The organism is Parasutterella secunda, from assembly GCF_016901835.1.
Taxonomy (GTDB): domain Bacteria; phylum Pseudomonadota; class Gammaproteobacteria; order Burkholderiales; family Burkholderiaceae_F; genus Aphodousia; species Aphodousia faecavium.
Genome location: NZ_JACJKX010000015.1, coordinates 22,467 through 42,102 on the forward strand (window position 1 = coordinate 22,467; position 19,636 = coordinate 42,102).

Below are 19,636 nucleotides of genomic sequence, written 5' to 3' on the forward strand. Positions count from 1 at the left end.
TAGAGCTTTCGGAGTTGGTATGCGATTTCGTTTTTCCCCTCTTGTCGTTGCTGTGTCGCTAGCCTTATCGTTTTCTTCTCAAGTAACGGCCTCACCGACTGATTTAGAGACTGAAGAATACAAAAGCAGCGGCGCTCTTGACATCATCAAGGCCTCGCAAGCTTATGACCTCGGTTACACGGGGCAGGGCCTGACAATCGGAATTCTTGATACGGCTGTTCGCATTGATCATCCGGAATTGGCCGGCAAGGCAGAGATGCTGATGAACTCGAGCTCAGGCACTCAGACTTGGGACAACGATAATACTCATGGGTCGCACGTAGCCGGAATTATGGCAGCTAAACGCGATGGTATCGGCATGCATGGGGTCGCTTTTGATGCAGAGATTTGGTCAGGCGATTTTCTCAATGAGTACACCCCTCTTGATCTGAATCAGTATTTCGCGACTCATCCGGAAGTCCGCATTTTTAATAACAGTTGGGGATATACCGAGTACATTCCTATGTTTGGAGCCGATGGCAAGGAAAGCTCAATAGAGAACTTTGCAGAGATTCTTTCTTCAGACATTGAACTGGTCACTATTGCTGTTCATGCCCACGAACATCCTCGGAGTGTATTTGTCTTTGCAGCCGGAAATGAAGGAGAGATTGCTCCTGGTTTCACGGCTAACCTGCCGAGGTATCTTAACGTGGGCGATCTGGCTAACTGGATTAATGTAGGCTCGGTCAATGCCAATAACGGCTGCATAACGACAGGAGAAAATGGGGAACTTATCTTAAATTCCGGTGGCATTCCCTGGTTTACGAATCTCTCTAAGGGTGCAGAACTTTTTACGGTGATGGCGCCCGGCAGCAACATTTTCTCCCTTGATGCCGGTACCAACGGTTATATGCTTGATTCCGGAACCAGTATGTCGGCGCCGGTTGTTAGCGGTGCTCTAGCATTGGTTGCTCAGGCTCACCCATGGATGAACGGCAAGCAGTTGGCTGACGCAGTCCTGACTACGGCAAACAATAGTTTTGAGGCGCCGAAATACGCTATTCAGTACAGAACAGCCGGTTTTAATCCGTCCAAAGGTGATTTCGGCACGATAAGCCTCGTGATTATCGCCGATAACAAGGAGCAAGCCGATAAATTTAGAGAAAACGGCACCGATATTGACGGAACACTCATAACGATCAATGCAGACAAAGAGAGTGTTCTGGCATTGCTTGATCAACAAATCGAGCAGGATCCTTCGGCCTGGGTAGGGGGAGCAGACTATGCTCATCAGGCAGTGACAGAAGGCAACTTTGTCATAGAGGTGCTCACTCGTGAAGAGGTTTTCGGTCAAGGCATTCTTGATGTAGGTAAGGCCGTGCGCGGCCCGGCTAGGCTTGATGCCAACCGCATGACTGCAGACAATGTTCTGGAGGTAGCCGAACTCCAAAAGACCTATGCCATAGAAACATTCAACACGCAGGTTTATACATCAGAATTTTCCAACGATATTTCAGAAAGAAAGTGGGATGACCGGTACCACCATGAAGAATATCAAACTACGGGTCCCGGCAATAAAAATGCCCAAAGTCTGAAAGATAAATCAGTCGGGCTTTTGAAAACGGGCCCCGGCATGTTGATTCTCAGCGGTTACAACACCTATGAGGGAGCAACCATTGTAGAAGAGGGCGTACTTGTCATTGCACAACGTGCCGATACGACTGAGGTTATCTCGGAAGAAGACTCAATGACGAGCGGCACCTTGCAAAAGAGCTCTGTTGTCGTTCGTGAAAACGGAATACTTTCAGGGGACGGGTTCATTGAACAGGCACTCATCAATAACGGAACGGTGAGGCCCGGTTGGCGCGGCGATACTTTGACAGTAGGAAACTATACGCAAGGCGATGAGGCAACGCTTGCCATCACTTTTGATGCCGAAGGAAATCATGCCAAACTTAAAGTTGAAAACGATGCCACACTGGCGGGAACACTTGTCTTTGTCCCGGAGCGCAATCTTTTCTACCGGTCTGCTCAATATGATCTGGCGGGCAACGTCATTGAAATTAACGGAAATTCAACCGGAGAGTTGGATTTGACGGCACAAACGGACTCTCCTACGCTGGATGTCTTTTTAATAACATCGGGTAATGACTATTTTGTTGCCGTTGACCGACCCTCTGATGCGTACAGCCAATGGGCTCAAAATTCAGCTCAGGCTGGTCTTGGTAATGCTTTAAGTGCGATCGCTCAAAATAGTTCAACAGACATGCAGGCCTTGATTTCTGCCATTGATTGGTCAGGAGCAGACGGTAGTGGTGTGACTCGTGCTTTGAACGTTTTAGGTCCGGGAGCTTTTGCTGAAGCCGCACGCTCAGGCCTCATTGAGCAAAGTGAATTTAATGTTTCAATCCTTTCGCACATGCTAAATGCTCGGTTTGAGTCGAGCCGTTCACCCGTTGCAGGCGACGCTTTTTGGGTGATGCCTTATCGAACGGATGCCCGTGAGGACAGTACGGGCTATGGTCTTATGGCCGGATTTGACACCACTTTGCAGCAAGGTCTGACGCTCGGCGGTCATCTTATCGTTTCAGAGAGCGAAACTGAAATGAATGAGTTGGGAGGAACTGACTTTGAAAGTAAGGGCGTTCATCTTGGAGCTCAGATGCTTTATGGTCCCCGAGATTGGAGAGGTGCTTATGTGGCCGGCGGCCTTCGGTTTGGTCTGCAAGACGCAGAGATGAATCGTGATGTAACCTTCCCGGGATATTCTTCGCGCTTTAAAACCGATTGGACTCAGGTTTCAGGCAGCACTTTTTTGGCAGCCGGTAAAGATTGGACACGGATGATAGACGATACAGCAATAGCCGTTGGGCCTGTAGCTTGGGCCGAATACAGTTTTGTCAGACGTCCGAGTGTGACTGAAAAAGAAGCGAGTGCTGCAGCGTTGCATACAAAAGCCCAGACATATGATTCTTTGCTGCTTTCTGCAGGCTTCAGAGCTTCACTGAGTGCACTTTCAGATGATCGCCATTCTGTCGGAACCGCTCAATTCTTAACCGCTTGGCGCTACGAGGTGCTTGACGCAGCCTATCGAACCGAGGCTAACTTTGTGGGATATGGTGCCAACAGATTTGTCGGCGAGTCGGAAAAACGTGATAAGGATGCGCTTTTGGTACAGATGGGGCTGCATTTGTCTGTAGATGAAAAATTCCAAGCCAATCTCGATGTCGGCAGTGAATTTTTCACAGACGATCACTCCGGAGTTAATTTGGGATTGAAGTTGGGATGGATGTTCTAGCCGATAAGTCGGTGGCGGGAAAAGGGATTCGAACTAAAAGATTCAATTTTGCCCCCTAATTTACCCACAAATGTTATGCGACAAAACGAGAAAAATTGAGAATTCTTGAGAAAATTTGAGAATTTTTGAGAAAATCAAAATCGAGCTGCAAAGCCTGAAAATAAACGCATTCAGAGGGATTGGTTTGATTTTTAAGGGGATTTTGAGAAATGTGAGGATAAAAAATGGCGGAGAAGGGGGGATTCGAACCCCCGAAGCCCGTTTTGCGAGCTTGCACCCTTAGCAGGGGTGTGCCTTCAGCCTCTCGGCCACTTCTCCGCACACACTGAGTATTGCTCAGTAAGAATGCGGATTTTATAAGATTTAAATTTGTTTTTCAACTGTTTTTCTAATTCCTGATTTTCTTGAGTCTAGTCCTCAAGTTAAATCACGGTTGTACACCTAACAATTAGCCACACACATCCGATAACTATAGCGACGGCTAAAATACTTCTGGCCACTTGAAATGGTTTCGTGAGTTTCGGACGAACGATCGGTTTAGGAATGTAATCCGGTGAGCAATAGGTCTCAGAGAGAAATTGTTCCCATGCTTTCAAATCCAAGCGAATCAGGCTTCTTTTGCCGTCACGAAAGTGCACATCAACAATTTTGTATCCGTCGTTGCGGTTTTTGGCCGTAGCGGCGCCCGCTACACCTCCGACATTACCGAAAACCATTTGACCGACTCCGCCTCTGAACATGGCACTGAAGACGTCTTTCTGAACATCGTCAATCGAATCAATCAGCTGATAGCTTTCGACAAAGTCCTTGTTTAACGGTTTGAAGTTGTCGCTACGGACGGTTCGATAACCTTTCGCTTCTATTTCCTTCTGAATTCGACAGGTTTCGAGAAGAGGCAATTTGATTTCGTTGAAAGATATCTGGCAGCCTTCATAATCTCCGGCTAGCACTGCGTTAATACTCATTTCCGACTCCAATAGGTCCTTTGTTTCAGATATTAAACCATAGCATTAATGCCCATCGTCTTCTCAATGCTGGAAACTTAATAAAAAACCTCTCGAATAACCCGAGAGGCTTTCAGATGGTCAATTTGTCTGACTAGATAGTCGGAATTGAGTTGGCGCTCTATTGAAGCGAAATTTTTTTGTGTTCGCGCATCATCTCCATCACCTTATCCAAAGGCAGTGCCTTGATGACTCGACCGTCATGAGTCGGGGTGTCATGGGCAGCAAATAATGAATTGATAATGGCCTCTTCTGTGGCTTCGATCGTTGCTATGAAAATCGGCGTCATGTCATCGTTGCGAACGACAGACATCGTCTGTTTGGCTAATTTATCGGCCTTATGATCGACCCGAACGTCCTCGTTGGTCGAGAAGGCAATCACAAAGTCGCCCGAACCGTTGGAGGCCACGCCGCCCGTTTTAGCCAGTCCCATGAAAGCGCGTTTGGCCACGCGTTCAAGATTGCGTGCTTCGAGCGGCGCATCGGTTGCGACGATCATCATGATGGAGCCGTCTGCGCTTTCAATTTCTTTCTGGTAGGGGAAACCGCCGAGAGCCTTGCCGACTTCGACGCCGTTAATGTTCAGTAACCCCCCGAAGTTACTCTGGACAATGACGCCCACTGTATAGCCGCCCATGTTGTCGGGTAGTTTTCGAGAGGCGGTACCGATACCGCCCTTGAAATTGAACGCTTTGGTACCCGTACCGGCACCCACTCCGCCTTCTTCAACCGGACCGTCTTTGGCTTCTAAAATGGCTTTGAGTACATCTTCACGTTTGACAAATCGGGAGCGAATGTCATTGATGGCTCCGTCATTGGTTTCACCCACCACACAGTTGACGGATTGAACGGAATCGTTTTCTTCGAAACTGAAAACATAATCAATGATTCCGTCAATGGCCGCGGCCAGATTTAAAGTGTTGGTTAAAACGATCGGCGTTTCAATATTGCCGAGTTCTTTGACTTGGGGGTATCCGACCATCTTCCCGAAAGCGTTCCCGAGGAAAATACCGGCGGGCACTTTATGTTGAAAGATATTATTTTCGTGCGGGACGATCGCAGTGACGCCGGTGCGCATGCCCTTTTTGTCATCAATCAGAGTGACCTGACCGACTTTAACGCCTTTAACGTCAGTGATGGCATTGTTTTTGCCGGTGGGTAACACACCGAAAGAGATTCCTAATTCGCGAGGGCGTTTGCCTTGGTAGTTTTCAGACATGGTCAGAGTTCCTTTCTTCTGAAGCGGTATTCCCGCAAGGTGATTCGATTAAAGCCTAACTTTAACATTATTGAAAAAAAAGAATCCGTCGGGCACAAAGGTTACCGACGGATTTCTTCAGCGCTTAGGTAATGGAATTAAGCTTTGGGAAGCTTATCCAATTGTTCCTGAACCTTAGCCAACAGTTTGGTGAAATTGGCCAGGCGTTCACGCTCTTGATTCACCACCGCAGCCGGAGCGCGGGCCGTGAACTTCTCGTTGCTGAGCTTAGCGTTGGCCTTGGCGATTTCGCCTTCCAAGCGAGCAGCTTCTTTGCCGAGACGCTCACGTTCGGCGGCGACATCAATCTTGACGACCAACATGAGTTTGTAGTCTTCAACAATAGCCACCGGGGCAATCGAACCCTCATTGGCTTTATTGATGTCTTCGCAGATGTTCACTTCGCTGACTCGAGCCAGATGCATGATATAAGGAGCAACCGTCTTCAGTACCGTTTCGTCGCCTTCAACAGCAAGCGGAATACGTTGCGAAGGAGACAATTGCATTTCACCTCGCAGATTACGCACGGCATCAATCATCTGTTTGGTCAGAGCCATTTTGTGATCAGCGCCCGTGTCAGCTCCGGCAAATTGAGCCTGAGGATAATTTTGAATCATCACAGAGGTTTCTTCGTCTTCTTGACGGGTACCGGCCACCACACTGACTTTCTGCCAGAGCTCTTCGGTGATAAACGGAATAATCGGGTGCGCCAAGCGCAGCACGGCTTCAAGCACCGTAATCAACGTATGGCGTGTTGCGCGCTGCTGAGCTTCGTTGCCGTTAGCCAACTGAACCTTGGACAATTCCAGGTACCAGTCACAGTATTGATCCCAGACAAAGGAATAGATGGCATTGGCGGCATTGTCCAGTCGCCATTCGGCAAAAGCTTTTTCCACTTCAGCGATCGTGCGATCGAGTTCGCGAAGGATCCATTCATCCACAAAGGAGAGTTCTTGAGGCAAAGAAGCATCCGTTCCACAGTCTTTGCCCTGAACGTTCATGAGCACAAAACGCGTGGCGTTCCAGAGCTTATTGCAGAAGTTGCGATAGCCTTCAGCACGGCGCAGATCAAAATTGATGTTGCGACCCAAGGTGGCATAGGCAGCCATCGTAAAGCGCAAAGCATCGGCACCGTGCGGGGCAATACCGTTGGGATAATTTTTGCGCAGTTTCTTTTCGACTTGCGGGGCTTTTTCCGGTTGACGCAGGCCACGGGTGTTCTTCTTAATCAGGCTTTCGAGATCGATGCCGTCCATAATGTCCAAAGGATCGAGCGTATTGCCTTCGCTCTTAGACATCTTCTTGCCTTCGGCATCGCGCACCAAACCGTGCAGATACACGCCCTTGAAGGGAACGCGGCCGGTGAAGTAGCGCGTCATCATGACCATACGAGCCACCCAGAAGAAGATGATGTCGTAGCCAGTCACGAGGATAGAACTCGGCAGGAACAGGTCATAGCCTTCCTGAGCCATCTTTTCTTTGTCGGGCCAGCCTAAAGTAGAGAAGGGGACCATGGCTGAAGAGAACCACGTATCCAACACGTCTTCATCACGCGTGAGTTTGACACCGGCACCGGCTTGCTTTTGAGCTTCTTCTTCATCGTGAGCGACGTAGACATTGTCCTTTTCATCGTACCAAGCCGGGATCTGGTGGCCCCACCAAAGTTGACGAGACAGGCACCAGTCCTGAATGTTTTCAAGCCATTGACGATAAACACCGCGCCATTCTTTGGGCTGAATGTTGACCTCACCGGACTCGATCGCTTCCAGACCGATCTCTCCGATTGATTTGCCGGGGAAGTGTGCACCCTCAGGAGCCGGCTTACTCATTGCCATGTACCACTGTTCCGAGAGCATCGGCTCGACGATTTCGCCCGTACGGCTCACACGCGGCACCATGTGCTTGTGATCCTTAATACCCACCAACAGTCCCAAGGCTTTCAGGTCCTCAATGACTGCTTTACGGGCTTCATAGCGATCCATGCCGCGGTATTTTTCAGGAACGTTGTCGTTCATCTTGGCCGTCTTCGTTAAAACGGACAAGGGTTTCAAATGGTGACGTTGACCGACAGCGAAGTCATTGAAGTCATGGGCCGGGGTAATTTTCACGCAGCCGGAACCGAATTCGCGATCGACGTACTCGTCGGCAATCACAGGAATCGTGCGGTTGCAAAGCGGAAGAACGAGTTCTTTTCCGACCAACGCTTGGTAGCGTTCATCTTCAGGGTGAACGGCAACGGCTTGGTCACCGAAAAGCGTTTCGGGACGAGTCGTGGCCACAACCACACCTTCGCCGCCGTCGGCTGCAGGATAACGGATTTCCCACAGATGGCCGTTTTCTTCTTCACTTTCGACTTCGAGGTCACTGACGGCACTTTGCAGCTTCGGATCCCAGTTCACCAGGCGCGTGCCGCGGTAGATAAGGCCGTCGTTATAGAGCTTCACAAAGGTATCGACAACAACCTTGGAGAGCTTTTTGTCCATCGTGAAGTACAGACGATCCCAATCGACCGAGTCACCCATACGGCGAATTTGTTGCAGAATCGTGCCGCCGGAGAACTTTTGCCACTCCCACACGCGAGCGATGAAGTCTTCGCGCTTCATGTCACGGCGATTGAGCCCTTCTTTTTCAAGTTGGCGTTCCACCACGATCTGGGTGGCGATACCGGCGTGGTCGGTGCCTGGAACCCAAGCGGTGTTATATCCCTTCATGCGGTGATAACGCACAAGCGTATCCATAACCGTTTGGTTAAAAGCATGACCCATGTGCAAAATGCCCGTAATGTTGGGAGGAGGCAATTGGATACTGAAAGAGGGTTTGGAGGGATCCTGTTTGCCGGCAAAATAGCCGCGCTTTTCCCAGGTTTCATACCAGCGCTTTTCAATTTGTGCCGGTTCAAAGCTCTTGGCAAGTTCTTCTGTACTCATTTTTCAGTCTTTCTTTACAAAGTTTCAGTCATTCGATTGTATTACGACAAAGTCGAACGTTTGTCGGATTGTACGATCTTTTCGATTTCTTCATGCACCGCTTCTTTAACAGCCGCTCGCAATTGATTGGTTAAGTCGGCGCGAAGACGATGGTAGCTGTTGTTGATCGCCATGCTCAGAATATCATCCATCTGAGCCGAAACATTTTCAGCAATGCGGTCACCGGCCAATACAAGAGCCATTTCTTTATCTGAAAGGGCTCCTCCCTCTTGGGGCATTGTCGGCATTCTCACCGGTTCGAGCACTCGGCTTAATTTGTCCCACGAGACATTGATGCGGTCGTTTAAAACCGGAATGTCATCGTAGTGGGCAATGGTCGGTTCCTTTCGGAGGAGTTCATTGGTCATGTGTTTAGTGACCTCCTTGGTCATGGGCGACGGGAGCCATTCCCGCCGATCGGTAAATCTTAAAGCGTTCGCGAGCCGGCTGCCTTTCAGCTTCAGAAGTGCCGACAATATCAATGACTCGTCCGAATCGTCCGAAAAGCACGGACCAGTTATCGGGCACCTCGTCATCGAGCAAAATCAATACATCGCGAGCAGGTAAAAGCGTTTCATCAGTGTGGTAAACAATGGGCGTTTCGGCGGCGAGCTCATCGTCAGCCGCTACATGCGGATAAAACCCGGTGGGTTCAAAACTCCAAAGTTGGCGAACAAAAAAGTCAAGCTTATGACGGTCTTTTGTCCACACCGCCAGGGTCAGGTTGTTGGCTCGAGCCTTTCTGACCACACGACAGGCGTATAAAAGCCTGTTGGTGACATTGAAGTGAAAATCAATGCGTTGAGCCATGTTCGCTTACTCGGCAAAAGCAGCCATTTGATGCAGCAAAACCATCAAAAGGGGAACGGGGCGTCCGGTGGAATGAGCGTTTTTCCCGCCTCTGAAAGCTGTCGCAGCGACATCCAGGTGAGCCCAGGGGGTATCCTCATCGACAAACTGAGACAGGAACGTTGCCGCTACGCACGAGCCACCGATACCGCGCGGGCCGGTATTGACACAGTCGGCCACATTGCTCTTTAAGAGTTCTTCAAATCGACGGCCACCGTAAGGAAGAGTCCAGACAGCATCGTGAGCGACGTCGGCAGAAGTTTCAATCATGTCGCAAAGAACCGGATCGTTGACAAAGAGTCCGCTGATGTCAGAGCCCAACGCAACTTCCACGGCGCCCGTCAACGTCGCCACATCGATCACTGCCTGAGGTTTAAAGCGAGCTGAATAACTCAGGGCATCGGCCAAAATCAGACGTCCTTCGGCATCAGTATTGGTAATTTCAACCGTTTTACCCGAAAGCGTGCGGATGACATCGGAAGGCTTATAGGCAGCCCCGTCGGGTAAATTTTCACAGGCAGGAATCAAAGCCGCGAGATTTAAGGGCCATTTCTGTGAGGCCACGGCCTCAAAAACAGCGAGAACCGCAGCGCCGCCCGACATGTCGTACTTCATGTCCGTGATGTGCGCAGAAGGTTTCAGGCACAGGCCGCCTGCGTCGAGCGTAATGGCTTTACCCACAAGGCAAACGGGAGCATCGTCTTTGGTAGCACCCGTGTAGTGCAATTCAATGAAGCGGGGAGCTTCGCGAGAGCCCTGAGCTACCGCTAAAAAGGCATTCATGCCGATTTTTCGGGCGGCTTTTTCATCGTGAATTTTGATCGTGACGCCTTTAAGTTTCGCGAGTTTCTGAGCCTCATCGGCCAAATACGAAGGCGTACAGATATTGGCAGGCAAATTGCCCCAGACTTTCGCTCGATTGACTGCACCGGCAATCGCTTCGCCGATTTTGGCTGCTTCGCTCAGAGCCACACCTTTTTGTGAGACGATGATGCTGACTCGGCGCTTGGCTAAAAGGGAGCGATTTTCCTCTGTCAAAGGTTCAAAGGCAGAGCCCGCAGCCATTGCGATTTGCAATACCGACCACTCTTCAGTTTTGGTCTCGAGTCGCCAATCATCAAGCATTACGGAAACCGTTTCGGCACGAGTGGCAGAAAAAGCGGCATGAGCGGCTCGGGTGAGCGCCTCTTCGTCAAAATTGTCTTCCGGCCCCAATCCGACCAGAATCAATTCACGGGTTGCCAATCCCATCGGACGCAAAACCCGAGTGACTTCTCCGACGTTGGCTTTAAAACCATCGATTGCAACCATGTCGCTGATACTGTTTAAGAGCCCCTGAGCATCCGTTTGTGTGCGCGGAGTTTCAGATTTTTCAAAAAGACCGATGATCAACGCCTGGGTGTTGATTTTGGTGATGGATTGATTTTTGACGGAGAGCTTCAATTTGGTTATCCCTGCAAACAATAGTCTTGAACCTGATTATTTTAAAGAAAACTGACTGATTTTCCTACGGTTTTTCTAAGCAAAATCGGGCATTGAATCACAAAAAACGATCATTGCCTGTTTATAATGAACATTCAGGGATTTGAAAGCAGTAAACGAGGAGTGTTGAACATGACAGCTTGCCCGAAATTACGCCTGTCTCGTCAGACAAAAGATATTGAATTGCTGTTGCCGTTTTATCGTGACGGTTTGGGTTTTGAAGTACTCGATCGCAGTGAAAATGTCGACGGGATGGATACGGTTTTGCTCGGTCACAAGGACTGGCCTTATCAATTTGAATTTGCTCAGATCAGAGGGGCTGATACCGCTCCCCGTGCCCCCTCTTCCGAACACTATCGGGTCTTTTGCATTGAAGAGGATGAACATTGGGCTGCTCGATTAGCCGCCATGTTCCAGGCCGGTGTTCCTCAGGTCACGCCCCCGATTCAATATGTCAACGGTAAGTGGCCGTGTGTGGCGTATGAAGACGCAGACGGCTATCGTGTGGTGCTTGTCCACGGTAAATGGAAAAAATAATTTTTTTTCCTGACGGTCAATAGACCGGTTGAGGCGCCCCTGATTCTTTTGAGCTCGGGCGCCATTATTTTGGAGAATGTGATGATTCAATTAAGAACGGCAACGCTCGAAGATGCGCAGGCTCTTGCAGAAGTTGAAAAGGCCTCTTTTCCTGAAGCCGAGGCATGCAGCTTGGAGAATTTCAAAAAACGTCTGGCTGTTTTTGCCGATTGTTTCATCGTGCTTGAAGAGGACGGTGAAGTCTGTGGCCTCATTGACGGGATGGTGACCGATCAACAAACCATTACTGATGATCTTTATGAGGATGCAAAGCTTCATAACCCAAAAGGCGCGTGGCAAAGTATTTTCGGCCTGGCGGTGATGCCTACTAAACGCCATCGGGGCTACGCGTCTTTATTGATGATGGAAATGATTGAAAAAGCCAGAGGAGAAAATCGCCGAGGCGTTATTTTGACCTGTAAGGAAAAACTCATCCCGTTTTATGAGCAGTTCGGTTTTGTCAATAAGGGGCTTTCTGCATCGGTTCATGGCGGCGCGGCCTGGTATGACATGGTGCTTGATTTTTCCAATCAACCTGCCTCCGGTTTCTAGAGTTTGAGATTATGTTAAAGCGCAGTGATTTTGAAATCATGGCTCCGGTGGGTTCTCGAGAGTCCCTCTTTGCAGCCATTCAGGCCAAGGCCGATGCTGTTTATTTCGGAGTGGAGCAACTCAATATGCGAGCCCACTCGGCTAAAACTTTCACGATTGCCGATTTAAAGGAAATCGCTCAGATTTGTCGAGAACACGGCATTAAAAGCTACCTGACGGTCAATACGATTATCTATGATGAAGAGCGTCCGCTCATGCGTGAAATCCTCGATGCCGCCAAAGAGGCTGCTATCGATGCGATTATTGCGTCGGATGTGGCGGTGATGAGTTATTGCCGTCAGATCGGTCTGGAAGTGCACCTGTCTACGCAATTGAATATTTCCAATGTTGAGTCGCTTCGCTTTTTTGCTCAATTTGCCGATGTCGTGGTTCTTGCGCGTGAATTGACTCTCAAGCAGGTAGCGGTGATCGCTCGGGCGATTAAAGAGGAAAATATCTGCGGGCCCTCGGGCAATCCGGTGCGCATTGAGATGTTTTGCCACGGGGCGCTTTGTATGGCTGTGAGCGGCAAGTGTTATTTGAGTTTGTCCACTCGTGGCTACAGTGCCAATCGTGGCAGTTGCATTCAAACGTGCAGACGCTCTTACATTGCCAAAGACAAAGAGCGTGACATTGAGTTCGAAATCGACAATGAATACATCATGAGTCCGAAAGATCTGAAGACCATCGGATTTTTGGACAGAATGGTCAAAGCCGGCGTAAGAGTCTTCAAAATTGAGGGCCGCGCACGCGGTCCGGAATACGTCAGAACGGTTGTCGAGTGTTACGACGAGGCGTTGCACGCCATCGCCGAAGGACGTTGGAGCGAAGCGCTCTCCACGTCTTGGGACGCACGTCTGGCAACGGTCTTTAATCGCGGATTTTGGGATGGCTTTTACCTCGGACAGCCCGTGGGAGAGCTCACCGAACACTACGGTTCGAGAGCAACAGAGAAGAAGTGTTATACCGGTAAGTGTTTGAAATACTACTCGAAACTGGGCGTGGCAGAATTTTTGGTTCAAGCTCAGAACTTTAAACTCGGTGAAAAACTTTTGATCACCGGTCCCACGACCGGGGCCGTGTATGTGACGCCTGAGACCATTTTGGTCGATGACGTTGCTCAGCAAAATATTGAAAAGGGGATGGATATCACGTTTAAAGTGAAGGAAAAAGTACGAGAAAACGATAAACTGTACGTTGTTCGTCCCGTTAATCCGGACGCAGAGTAAAACTGTTTTAATCTGTCAAACCGTCAACGCATAAATTTTTCCTATGGGATTGCGCTATGAGAAAACTGAAAATTGCCGTCAGTGACACCTTAACCGGCGTATTTGAATCCGTTCGCGACCAAGTACCGGTTTCCGAAGCGGATTGGATGGAAGTCTCCGCTGCGGTTTTAAGTGAAGCCGATTTGCAGGCTGGAAAACTTCAGGACATTGAGGCTTTGCATCTGAATATCCCGGTTTTTGCGGTTTCGCAAGGAAAGTCAACTTTACCGATGGACAAGCTCTACGGTGTGATTGACTGCAATCCTACGAATAAAGCTTTTTACGGTCGACAGATTGACAATGCCGCTCAAAAGTATGAAAACGCGCTCTTACCGCCTTTTTTCGGTAGCTTGGAAAGTTACGTCGAGTCAGGCAACGTGCAGTTTGACTGTCCCGGGCACCAAGGTGGGGCATTTTTCAGGCGTCACCCGGCCGGGCGCGAGTTCTATAACTTTTTCGGCGAATCCATTTTCCGCTCCGACCTCTGTAACGCCGACGTCTCCATGGGGGACTTGTTGATTCATGAAGGCGCACCGTGCGCTGCGCAAAAAGCGGCTGCAAAGGTCTATAACGCTGATAAGACTTACTTTGTTTTGAACGGGACGTCTGCTTCCAACAAAGTGGTTTTAAACGCCGTGTTGGCACCGGGTGATCTGGTGCTCTTTGACCGCAATAATCACAAATCCAATCATCACGGTGCCTTGCTTCAAGCCGGTGCGACGCCTGTTTACCTTGAAACGGCTCGAAACCCTTATGGCTTTATCGGCGGCATTGATGCGCATTGCTTTAATGAAGAGTATTTGCGTGGCTTGGTGCGTGAAGTTGCTCCTGAAAAAGCCGAACTTAAGCGCCCCTTCCGTTTAGCGGTGATTCAATTGGGAACCTATGACGGCACGATTTATAACGCCCGTCAGGTTGTGGACTCGATCGGCCATCTTTGTGACTACATTCTCTTTGACTCCGCCTGGGTGGGCTACGAGCAGTTTATTCCGATGATGAAGGATTGCTCTCCGTTATTGCTTGAACTGGGACCGGACGATCCCGGCATTTTTGTGACGCAATCGGTGCATAAGCAACAGGCAGGTTTTTCTCAAACCTCCCAAATTCATAAAAAAGACAGCCATATCAAAGGTCAGGAACGTTACGTTCCGCACAAGCGCCTAAACAACGCTTTTATGATGCATGCCTCTACGAGCCCCTTCTATCCGCTGTTTGCAGCTTTGGATGTCAACGCTAAGATCCATGAGGGCGAGTTGGGTAAAGCCCTGTGGCTTGACTGCGTCAAGGTGGGGATTGAAGCCCGCAAGTTGCTTCTAAAAACTTGCCGCTATATCCGTCCGTTCGTGCCCGATACCGTAGACGGAAAACCGTGGGAAAACTATGACACGGAGGAAATGGCGCACGACTTGAAGTTCTTTGATTTCAAACCCGGCGAAAAATGGCATGCGTTTGAGGGATACGGGGACAAGCAATATTTCGTCGATCCCTGTAAGTTCCTGTTGACGACGCCCGGCATCGATACCGAAACCGGTGAGTATGAGGATTTCGGGGTTCCTGCGACCATTCTCGCCAATTATCTGCGGGAAAATAATATCATTCCGGAAAAGTGTGATTTAAATTCCATTCTTTTCCTGATGACGCCTGCTGAAGACATGGCAAAAATGACGCATTTGGTGGCTCAAATCAAACGTTTTGAAGAGTTGCTCGATGCGGATGCTCCCTTATCGGAAGTCTTGCCGAGTGTCTATGCGGCTCATGAAGAACGTTATCGCGGTTATACCATCCGTCGGCTTTGCCAGGAAATGCACGATTTCTACAGAAGCCGTAATGTGAAGCAACTTCAAAAAGATATGTTCCGCAAGGCTCATTTCCCGAAGATGGCCATGCAACCGCAAGAGGCTCACTTTGAATTTATCCGCGGCCACGTGGAATTGGTGCCCTTGGAAAAAGCAGAAGGCCGTATTGCTGCGGAAGGCGCTCTGCCTTATCCCCCGGGGGTGCTTTGCTGTGTGCCGGGTGAAGTATGGAGTGATGCCGTGCTGAAATACTTCCTGGCGCTCGAAGAGGGGATTAACCGGATGCCGGGTTTCTCTCCTGAACTTCAAGGGGTTTATATCCAGCAAGATCCCGACGGAAGAAAACGGGCTTACGGTTACGTGATCAGACGCTGATGCCTGAGATTTTTTAAGCGGTTCAATGGAAAGCGAACCGCTTTTTTTACAGGTGCAGATGAGTTGTTTGCCGGCAAAAATCAGTTAAGAAAATGTTATATCCTTATTGTTTTAAATTGTCGACAAAAATAATTCTTTGATTTTTAGTGCTGTTATGAAGAAAGTTTTTTAAGGGAACATTTTTGGCTGTTGTCCTGGCTTTGAGTGCCGGCACGGCTGCGCTCTATCCCTCGGCAACTATTTATGCCGCACAAAGTCCGATCGTTTCCGATCAGGAGGTCCGGTCGTATCATCCTGCCACACAACGGCTTGTGCAGATGCTTGAAAAAGACACGCAATTGAAAGCATTGTTAGAAAAGTCGATTGCTCAAGCAGCGAAAATCAATCCGGATCCTCAAACTAATCCTGCTCAAAATCTCAAAGCTTATATTGAGTATGTCAATTGGGCAGAAACCGCGATGCCGTGGGCTATTTTGCCAGGAGTTGAGAAGAACCATCCTTCAATCTACAACCGCATTGACCAGAGCCTGAACTATTTTTATTTTGTAAACGATCAACCCTTATCCGAACTTCAGAATAAAGGGCTTTACATTCCGTCTGTACAGTATCTGGAACCATACCGCTCCTGGTTGATTGATTTTGTGAAAAGTTACGGTCAATTTCTCTCTACCGATCAGTCTTGGAACGATGAGTATCTGGCTATCGCAAAAACGGATGACCGTTTTGGGTTACAGACCGGTGAATATGAAAGTCCTTCAAATTGGAAAAGCTTCAATGATTTCTTTGTTCGACGCTTAGCCGATCCCGACAAGCGCCCGACTGCCTCAGGCGGTGATGACAGTGTTGTGGTTTTCCCGGGTGACTCTGTAGCCCAGGGCGTCTGGTCGATCGGAAAAGACAATACCCTGCATTCTCTGATAAAGGGGCCTGTCGGGCAACCGGAATTTGTACAGGTGAAGTCAAAGCTCTTTACGAGCGTTGGTGAGCTGATGGGACCGAGCCGCTATCGTGAGGCGTTTGCAGGCGGCACGATGACGCATACCTTTTTAGATGTTTACGATTACCATCGATTCCATTTTCCGGTAACAGGTACGATCAAAGAGGTTTTGAAAATTGAGGGCGACACTGCAGTCGGGGGTTTTATCACTTGGGAGCCTTCTTCCAAATCGTATGTTTTGAATGCCTCGATTCCCGGCTGGCAGATGATTGAAACGCGTGCCCTTATAGTACTCGACACCGAGAAATATGGTCTGGTTGCAGTGCTGCCCATCGGTATGAGTCAGATATCTTCCGTTGAATTGGAAAAATCGGTGAAGGTGGGCGCCCGTGTTAAAAAAGGTGATCCGTTGGGTTGTTTCCTTTTCGGGGGCAGCGACATTGTGATGCTTTTCCAAAAAGGCGTGGATTTTGAGTTGACAGTGCCTCAAAAAGACGGTCGCTATGAGCACCGATTGATGGGACAAGAGTACGGAAGATTGTCTATTCAGAGATAGATTTTGAATTCGTCATAGGAGGTGATGATCAGGCCGGCAACAGCTGACTTTGTCAACACCCCCTTTTCTATGAGGAAAAACGGTTATTGTTTTCCATTTATTAATTTCGCGAAACTGATAAACGTGTTAAATGCAACCGGAAGGTTTGTTTCATCCTGGATGTCAAAATCCGGACGGTGATGCCCCTTGTGTTCGCAACCGTAGAGGAAAAAGCCGGCCTGACCGCCGTGAGAGGCAACTTTGCGAATGAGCCAAGAACAGTCTTCGGAGCCGGTAGGAGCATGAAAGCGCGGCAAAATCTTAACGCCTTTAACCTCTGACATCGCTTTTTCCAGTTTGTCAAAAATTTCAGGACAAACCACCAAGGTTGAGGATTCTCCAACCCGCTTAATTTTGGCTGTGACCTGATAGGCTTTTTCTACGCCTTCGATGATATATTCGACATTTTCAGCCATGAAATCGTTGACTTCCTGAGTTTCACCGCGAACTTCCATTTGCATCATGGCGTGCGCAGCCACAATATTACGACCTTCGCCGGCAACGAGTTTGCCGACTGCAACACGCGAGTCACCGTCACCGTGGCGAGGAATGCCTTGAATCATCATGGTGGCGCAGGCTGCGGCCACCAAGGCGCTGTGACCTTTGTGGGGAGCGTTGCCTGCGTGAGCTTCCAACCCCGTGAAATGAATATCAAATTTGGTGGAGGCTAAAAAGCCGCCGTCCTGCACACAGATTTCACCGCTGTGCAAAGCACCGCCCACGTGGCTGCCCACAAGCCAATCGACATCGTCAACGATGCCGGACTCGGACATGGGACGAGCGCCTCTCACACCTTCTTCTGCCGGTTGGAATAAAACTTTAAATTTTCCGCAAAGTCCTTCTTTGTGGTCCGAGAGCCAATGAGCTACAGCAAGACCGACGGCGGTATGTCCGTCATGGCCGCAGGCATGCATAATGCCTGGGCGTTCGCTTGCAAAACCTAAGCGGGTCGGTTCGTGCGAACTATCGTCAGATTCCCTTACGGGTAAGGCGTCCATGTCACAGCGAAAGGCGGTGACGGGACCCGGACGGCCCGTATCAATGATAGCGACGGCTCCGGTGTACCCTTCAGTTTTTTCAATGAAGCTTTCCGGTACTCCATGCTTGATGGCGCGGGCGATGGCATCTTTTACTTCCGTTTCATCGCGGCCCATCACGAAGTCAGGATTAATGACCTTCGTGCCGGTGAGGTACGGAATGCCCCAGCGTTCAAGGTGGTTGCAGACATTCCACATCGTTTCAAACTCTGTCCAACCGAGTTCAGGTCTGCGATGGATCGCACGGCGGGTTTCAATTATCTCTTGAATATAGTTTTCGGACATGTTGATTCTCCTTTCAATGTACGATCAATTATGACGAGAAGGCCGTGAAAAACAACCTGTAGAAACCGTCGGTGAGTTAACTGAGTTGAAAAAAGGGCGACTGTTCGATCGCCCCTTGGAACTATTTCAAAGCCTTTTGAATACTCTCGGCGGCTGTTTTATTAAACCGATACTGATTGTCGGTAAAGGATTTATTAGCATGCAGAATTCGTCCGGGCAGAACCTGGGCATGAGGCTTTTTCACTTCAATGAAGGCAAAATCCAAAGCGCCGCTTTCACTTGAGTGAATGCCGATGTCGCGGCGGTCGATGTTTTGCGGGAAATTGAGCGCAAGAACTTTTGTTCCGTTAATGGTTTGGATTTTGTAGGTGCCGTTGGCTACCTTGGGACCGTCCACCTCACAGAATACTTTGCCACGTTTTGCTTCATAAATTTCGATAGTGCCGCTGTTGCCTTTTCTGTTAGTGAAACGAATTGCATAGGGTTGAGAGCCGGAGCGTTTTTCGTACCGCAGGCAGTTAGGGATTTTTCCGGAAAAAGCCTTCACGAATCCCTCAACGGTTTTTTGTCCCGTAAAAATATTGATTTCAGGGACAACGAGTTCAGTACGCAGACTGGTGATGACGGGTTCATACGCAATGGAACCGGCCGGGAATTTACTCCAGCGCGAGACTTTTTCAGACAATTTCGTCTCTTTGCCGTTTTGTAATCTCAGGTAGGAAGAAATCGATTGTTCCGATACATCATAAGCTTTGAGCTGAACCGCAAGGCCGCTCGCATTACCACGTCGAGTGAGGTTAATTTTGTTGCCTGAAACCGCCCGAGCGGAATTGGGGGAAATCGGGCGTTGGAGTACCCCGTTTCTGACGGTCCAATCCCGAGTGGTGCCATAGGAAAAATATTTGGGTGAATTTTTGGAGTATTCACTGATCAGACGATAGGTTTGACCGGTCTTTTTCCCCAGTTTATGCAGACTTTGGTTTTGATCGTAGAAATGGTACACACCGGTCTGAAAAGCACTCAGGGTACTGATATGAGGCAAAGCCTTCAGATCGTCTGTCTGAGCGGCGGCGCAGACACCGGCCAATGTTAATCCAAGGACAGCACAGGTACTTAGTTTGGAAAAAGAAGACATGGGACAAACCTTAGGCAAGACAATTAAGAACGCCTAGATTATAGGTTAAGCAGCCGGGGAAAAATGTTTCTGTTAGTTTCTGAAAAATGAGAGGAAAGAGGAAGCGAAAGAAAATGGTAGGCCCGGTGGGGCTCGAACCCACGACCAACGGATTATGAGTCCGCTGCTCTAACCGACTGAGCTACAGGCCCTTCCTTTTCTTGAA

At 49.2% G+C, this 19,636-nt stretch carries 14 protein-coding genes and 2 tRNA genes; 6 read left to right on the forward strand and 10 right to left on the reverse strand.

Features of this window, described 5'->3' with window-relative positions; translation table 11 throughout:
• The first annotated feature begins 19 nt into the window (after window positions 1-19).
• Window positions 20-3,277, forward strand: coding sequence for a S8 family serine peptidase (locus H5985_RS07830; protein WP_205050759.1), 3,258 nt, complete (start codon window positions 20-22; stop codon window positions 3,275-3,277).
• A gap of 225 nt (window positions 3,278-3,502) precedes the next feature.
• On the opposite strand, the gene H5985_RS07835 is transcribed toward H5985_RS07830, so the two are convergent.
• The 7 genes from H5985_RS07835 to H5985_RS07865 all read right to left on the reverse strand — a co-directional run bounded on the left by H5985_RS07835 (window position 3,503) and on the right by H5985_RS07865 (window position 10,797).
• Window positions 3,503-3,595, reverse strand: a tRNA-Ser gene (locus tag H5985_RS07835).
• A 104-nt stretch (window positions 3,596-3,699) separates the two neighbouring features.
• The gene (locus tag H5985_RS07840) at window positions 3,700-4,242 is read right to left on the reverse strand and encodes a hypothetical protein (RefSeq protein WP_205050760.1); all 543 of its coding nucleotides are present in this window, start codon (window positions 4,240-4,242) and stop codon (window positions 3,700-3,702) included.
• 160 nt (window positions 4,243-4,402) lie between these two features.
• Window positions 4,403-5,500: a DmpA family aminopeptidase gene (locus H5985_RS07845; RefSeq protein WP_205050761.1), complete on the reverse strand. Its 1,098-nt coding sequence runs from the start codon at window positions 5,498-5,500 to the stop codon at window positions 4,403-4,405.
• A 137-nt stretch (window positions 5,501-5,637) separates the two neighbouring features.
• Window positions 5,638-8,466, reverse strand: coding sequence for a valine--tRNA ligase (locus H5985_RS07850; protein WP_205050762.1), 2,829 nt, complete (start codon window positions 8,464-8,466; stop codon window positions 5,638-5,640).
• 41 nt (window positions 8,467-8,507) lie between these two features.
• Entirely contained in the window at window positions 8,508-8,873 is a 366-nt protein-coding gene (locus H5985_RS07855; RefSeq protein WP_205050763.1) for a hypothetical protein, read from the reverse strand.
• Window positions 8,874-8,877: 4 nt separating this feature from the next.
• A complete protein-coding gene (locus H5985_RS07860) occupies window positions 8,878-9,315 on the reverse strand; it encodes a DNA polymerase III subunit chi (RefSeq protein WP_205050764.1) in 438 nt (145 codons plus the stop codon).
• A gap of 6 nt (window positions 9,316-9,321) precedes the next feature.
• The gene (locus H5985_RS07865) at window positions 9,322-10,797 is read right to left on the reverse strand and encodes a leucyl aminopeptidase (RefSeq protein ID WP_205050765.1); all 1,476 of its coding nucleotides are present in this window, start codon (window positions 10,795-10,797) and stop codon (window positions 9,322-9,324) included.
• A 171-nt stretch (window positions 10,798-10,968) separates the two neighbouring features.
• Here H5985_RS07865 and H5985_RS07870 point away from each other — a divergent pair, with 171 nt between their 5' ends.
• The 5 genes from H5985_RS07870 to H5985_RS07890 all read left to right on the forward strand — a co-directional run bounded on the left by H5985_RS07870 (window position 10,969) and on the right by H5985_RS07890 (window position 16,935).
• Complete coding sequence (locus H5985_RS07870; RefSeq protein ID WP_205050766.1) at window positions 10,969-11,373, forward strand: VOC family protein; 405 nt, start codon at window positions 10,969-10,971, stop codon at window positions 11,371-11,373.
• An 81-nt stretch (window positions 11,374-11,454) separates the two neighbouring features.
• Window positions 11,455-11,964, forward strand: coding sequence for a GNAT family N-acetyltransferase (locus H5985_RS07875; protein WP_205050767.1), 510 nt, complete (start codon window positions 11,455-11,457; stop codon window positions 11,962-11,964).
• Window positions 11,965-11,975: 11 nt separating this feature from the next.
• Window positions 11,976-13,232: a peptidase U32 family protein gene (locus tag H5985_RS07880; RefSeq protein ID WP_239481714.1), complete on the forward strand. Its 1,257-nt coding sequence runs from the start codon at window positions 11,976-11,978 to the stop codon at window positions 13,230-13,232.
• Window positions 13,233-13,288: 56 nt separating this feature from the next.
• Complete coding sequence (gene speF / locus H5985_RS07885) at window positions 13,289-15,442, forward strand: ornithine decarboxylase SpeF (RefSeq protein ID WP_205050768.1); 2,154 nt, start codon at window positions 13,289-13,291, stop codon at window positions 15,440-15,442.
• A 182-nt stretch (window positions 15,443-15,624) separates the two neighbouring features.
• The gene (locus H5985_RS07890; protein ID WP_205050769.1) at window positions 15,625-16,935 is read left to right on the forward strand and encodes a phosphatidylserine decarboxylase; all 1,311 of its coding nucleotides are present in this window, start codon (window positions 15,625-15,627) and stop codon (window positions 16,933-16,935) included.
• A gap of 83 nt (window positions 16,936-17,018) precedes the next feature.
• Here the strand turns inward: H5985_RS07890 and H5985_RS07895 are convergent, their stop codons facing one another.
• The 3 genes from H5985_RS07895 to H5985_RS07905 all read right to left on the reverse strand — a co-directional run bounded on the left by H5985_RS07895 (window position 17,019) and on the right by H5985_RS07905 (window position 19,622).
• The gene (locus H5985_RS07895) at window positions 17,019-18,296 is read right to left on the reverse strand and encodes an amidohydrolase (protein WP_205050770.1); all 1,278 of its coding nucleotides are present in this window, start codon (window positions 18,294-18,296) and stop codon (window positions 17,019-17,021) included.
• A gap of 121 nt (window positions 18,297-18,417) precedes the next feature.
• On the reverse strand, window positions 18,418-19,431 hold the full coding sequence (locus H5985_RS07900; RefSeq protein ID WP_205050771.1) for a hypothetical protein: 1,014 nt from the start codon (window positions 19,429-19,431) through the stop codon (window positions 18,418-18,420).
• A gap of 114 nt (window positions 19,432-19,545) precedes the next feature.
• Window positions 19,546-19,622, reverse strand: a tRNA-Ile gene (locus tag H5985_RS07905).
• Window positions 19,623-19,636: the final 14 nt, after the last annotated feature.

Bases quoted from the DNA above. Each gene is read 5' to 3' on its own strand.
- H5985_RS07830 (WP_205050759.1), top strand. From the start codon at position 20: ATGCGATTTCGTTTTTCCCCTCTTGTCGTTGCTGTGTCGCTAGCCTTA.
- H5985_RS07840 (WP_205050760.1), bottom strand. From the start codon at position 4,242: ATGAGTATTAACGCAGTGCTAGCCGGAGATTATGAAGGCTGCCAGATA.
- H5985_RS07845 (WP_205050761.1), bottom strand. From the start codon at position 5,500: ATGTCTGAAAACTACCAAGGCAAACGCCCTCGCGAATTAGGAATCTCT.
- H5985_RS07850 (WP_205050762.1), bottom strand. From the start codon at position 8,466: ATGAGTACAGAAGAACTTGCCAAGAGCTTTGAACCGGCACAAATTGAA.
- H5985_RS07855 (WP_205050763.1), bottom strand. From the start codon at position 8,873: ATGACCAATGAACTCCTCCGAAAGGAACCGACCATTGCCCACTACGAT.
- H5985_RS07860 (WP_205050764.1), bottom strand. From the start codon at position 9,315: ATGGCTCAACGCATTGATTTTCACTTCAATGTCACCAACAGGCTTTTA.
- H5985_RS07870 (WP_205050766.1), top strand. From the start codon at position 10,969: ATGACAGCTTGCCCGAAATTACGCCTGTCTCGTCAGACAAAAGATATT.
- H5985_RS07875 (WP_205050767.1), top strand. From the start codon at position 11,455: ATGATTCAATTAAGAACGGCAACGCTCGAAGATGCGCAGGCTCTTGCA.
- H5985_RS07880 (WP_239481714.1), top strand. From the start codon at position 11,976: ATGTTAAAGCGCAGTGATTTTGAAATCATGGCTCCGGTGGGTTCTCGA.
- speF (WP_205050768.1), top strand. From the start codon at position 13,289: ATGAGAAAACTGAAAATTGCCGTCAGTGACACCTTAACCGGCGTATTT.
- H5985_RS07895 (WP_205050770.1), bottom strand. From the start codon at position 18,296: ATGTCCGAAAACTATATTCAAGAGATAATTGAAACCCGCCGTGCGATC.
- H5985_RS07900 (WP_205050771.1), bottom strand. From the start codon at position 19,431: ATGTCTTCTTTTTCCAAACTAAGTACCTGTGCTGTCCTTGGATTAACA.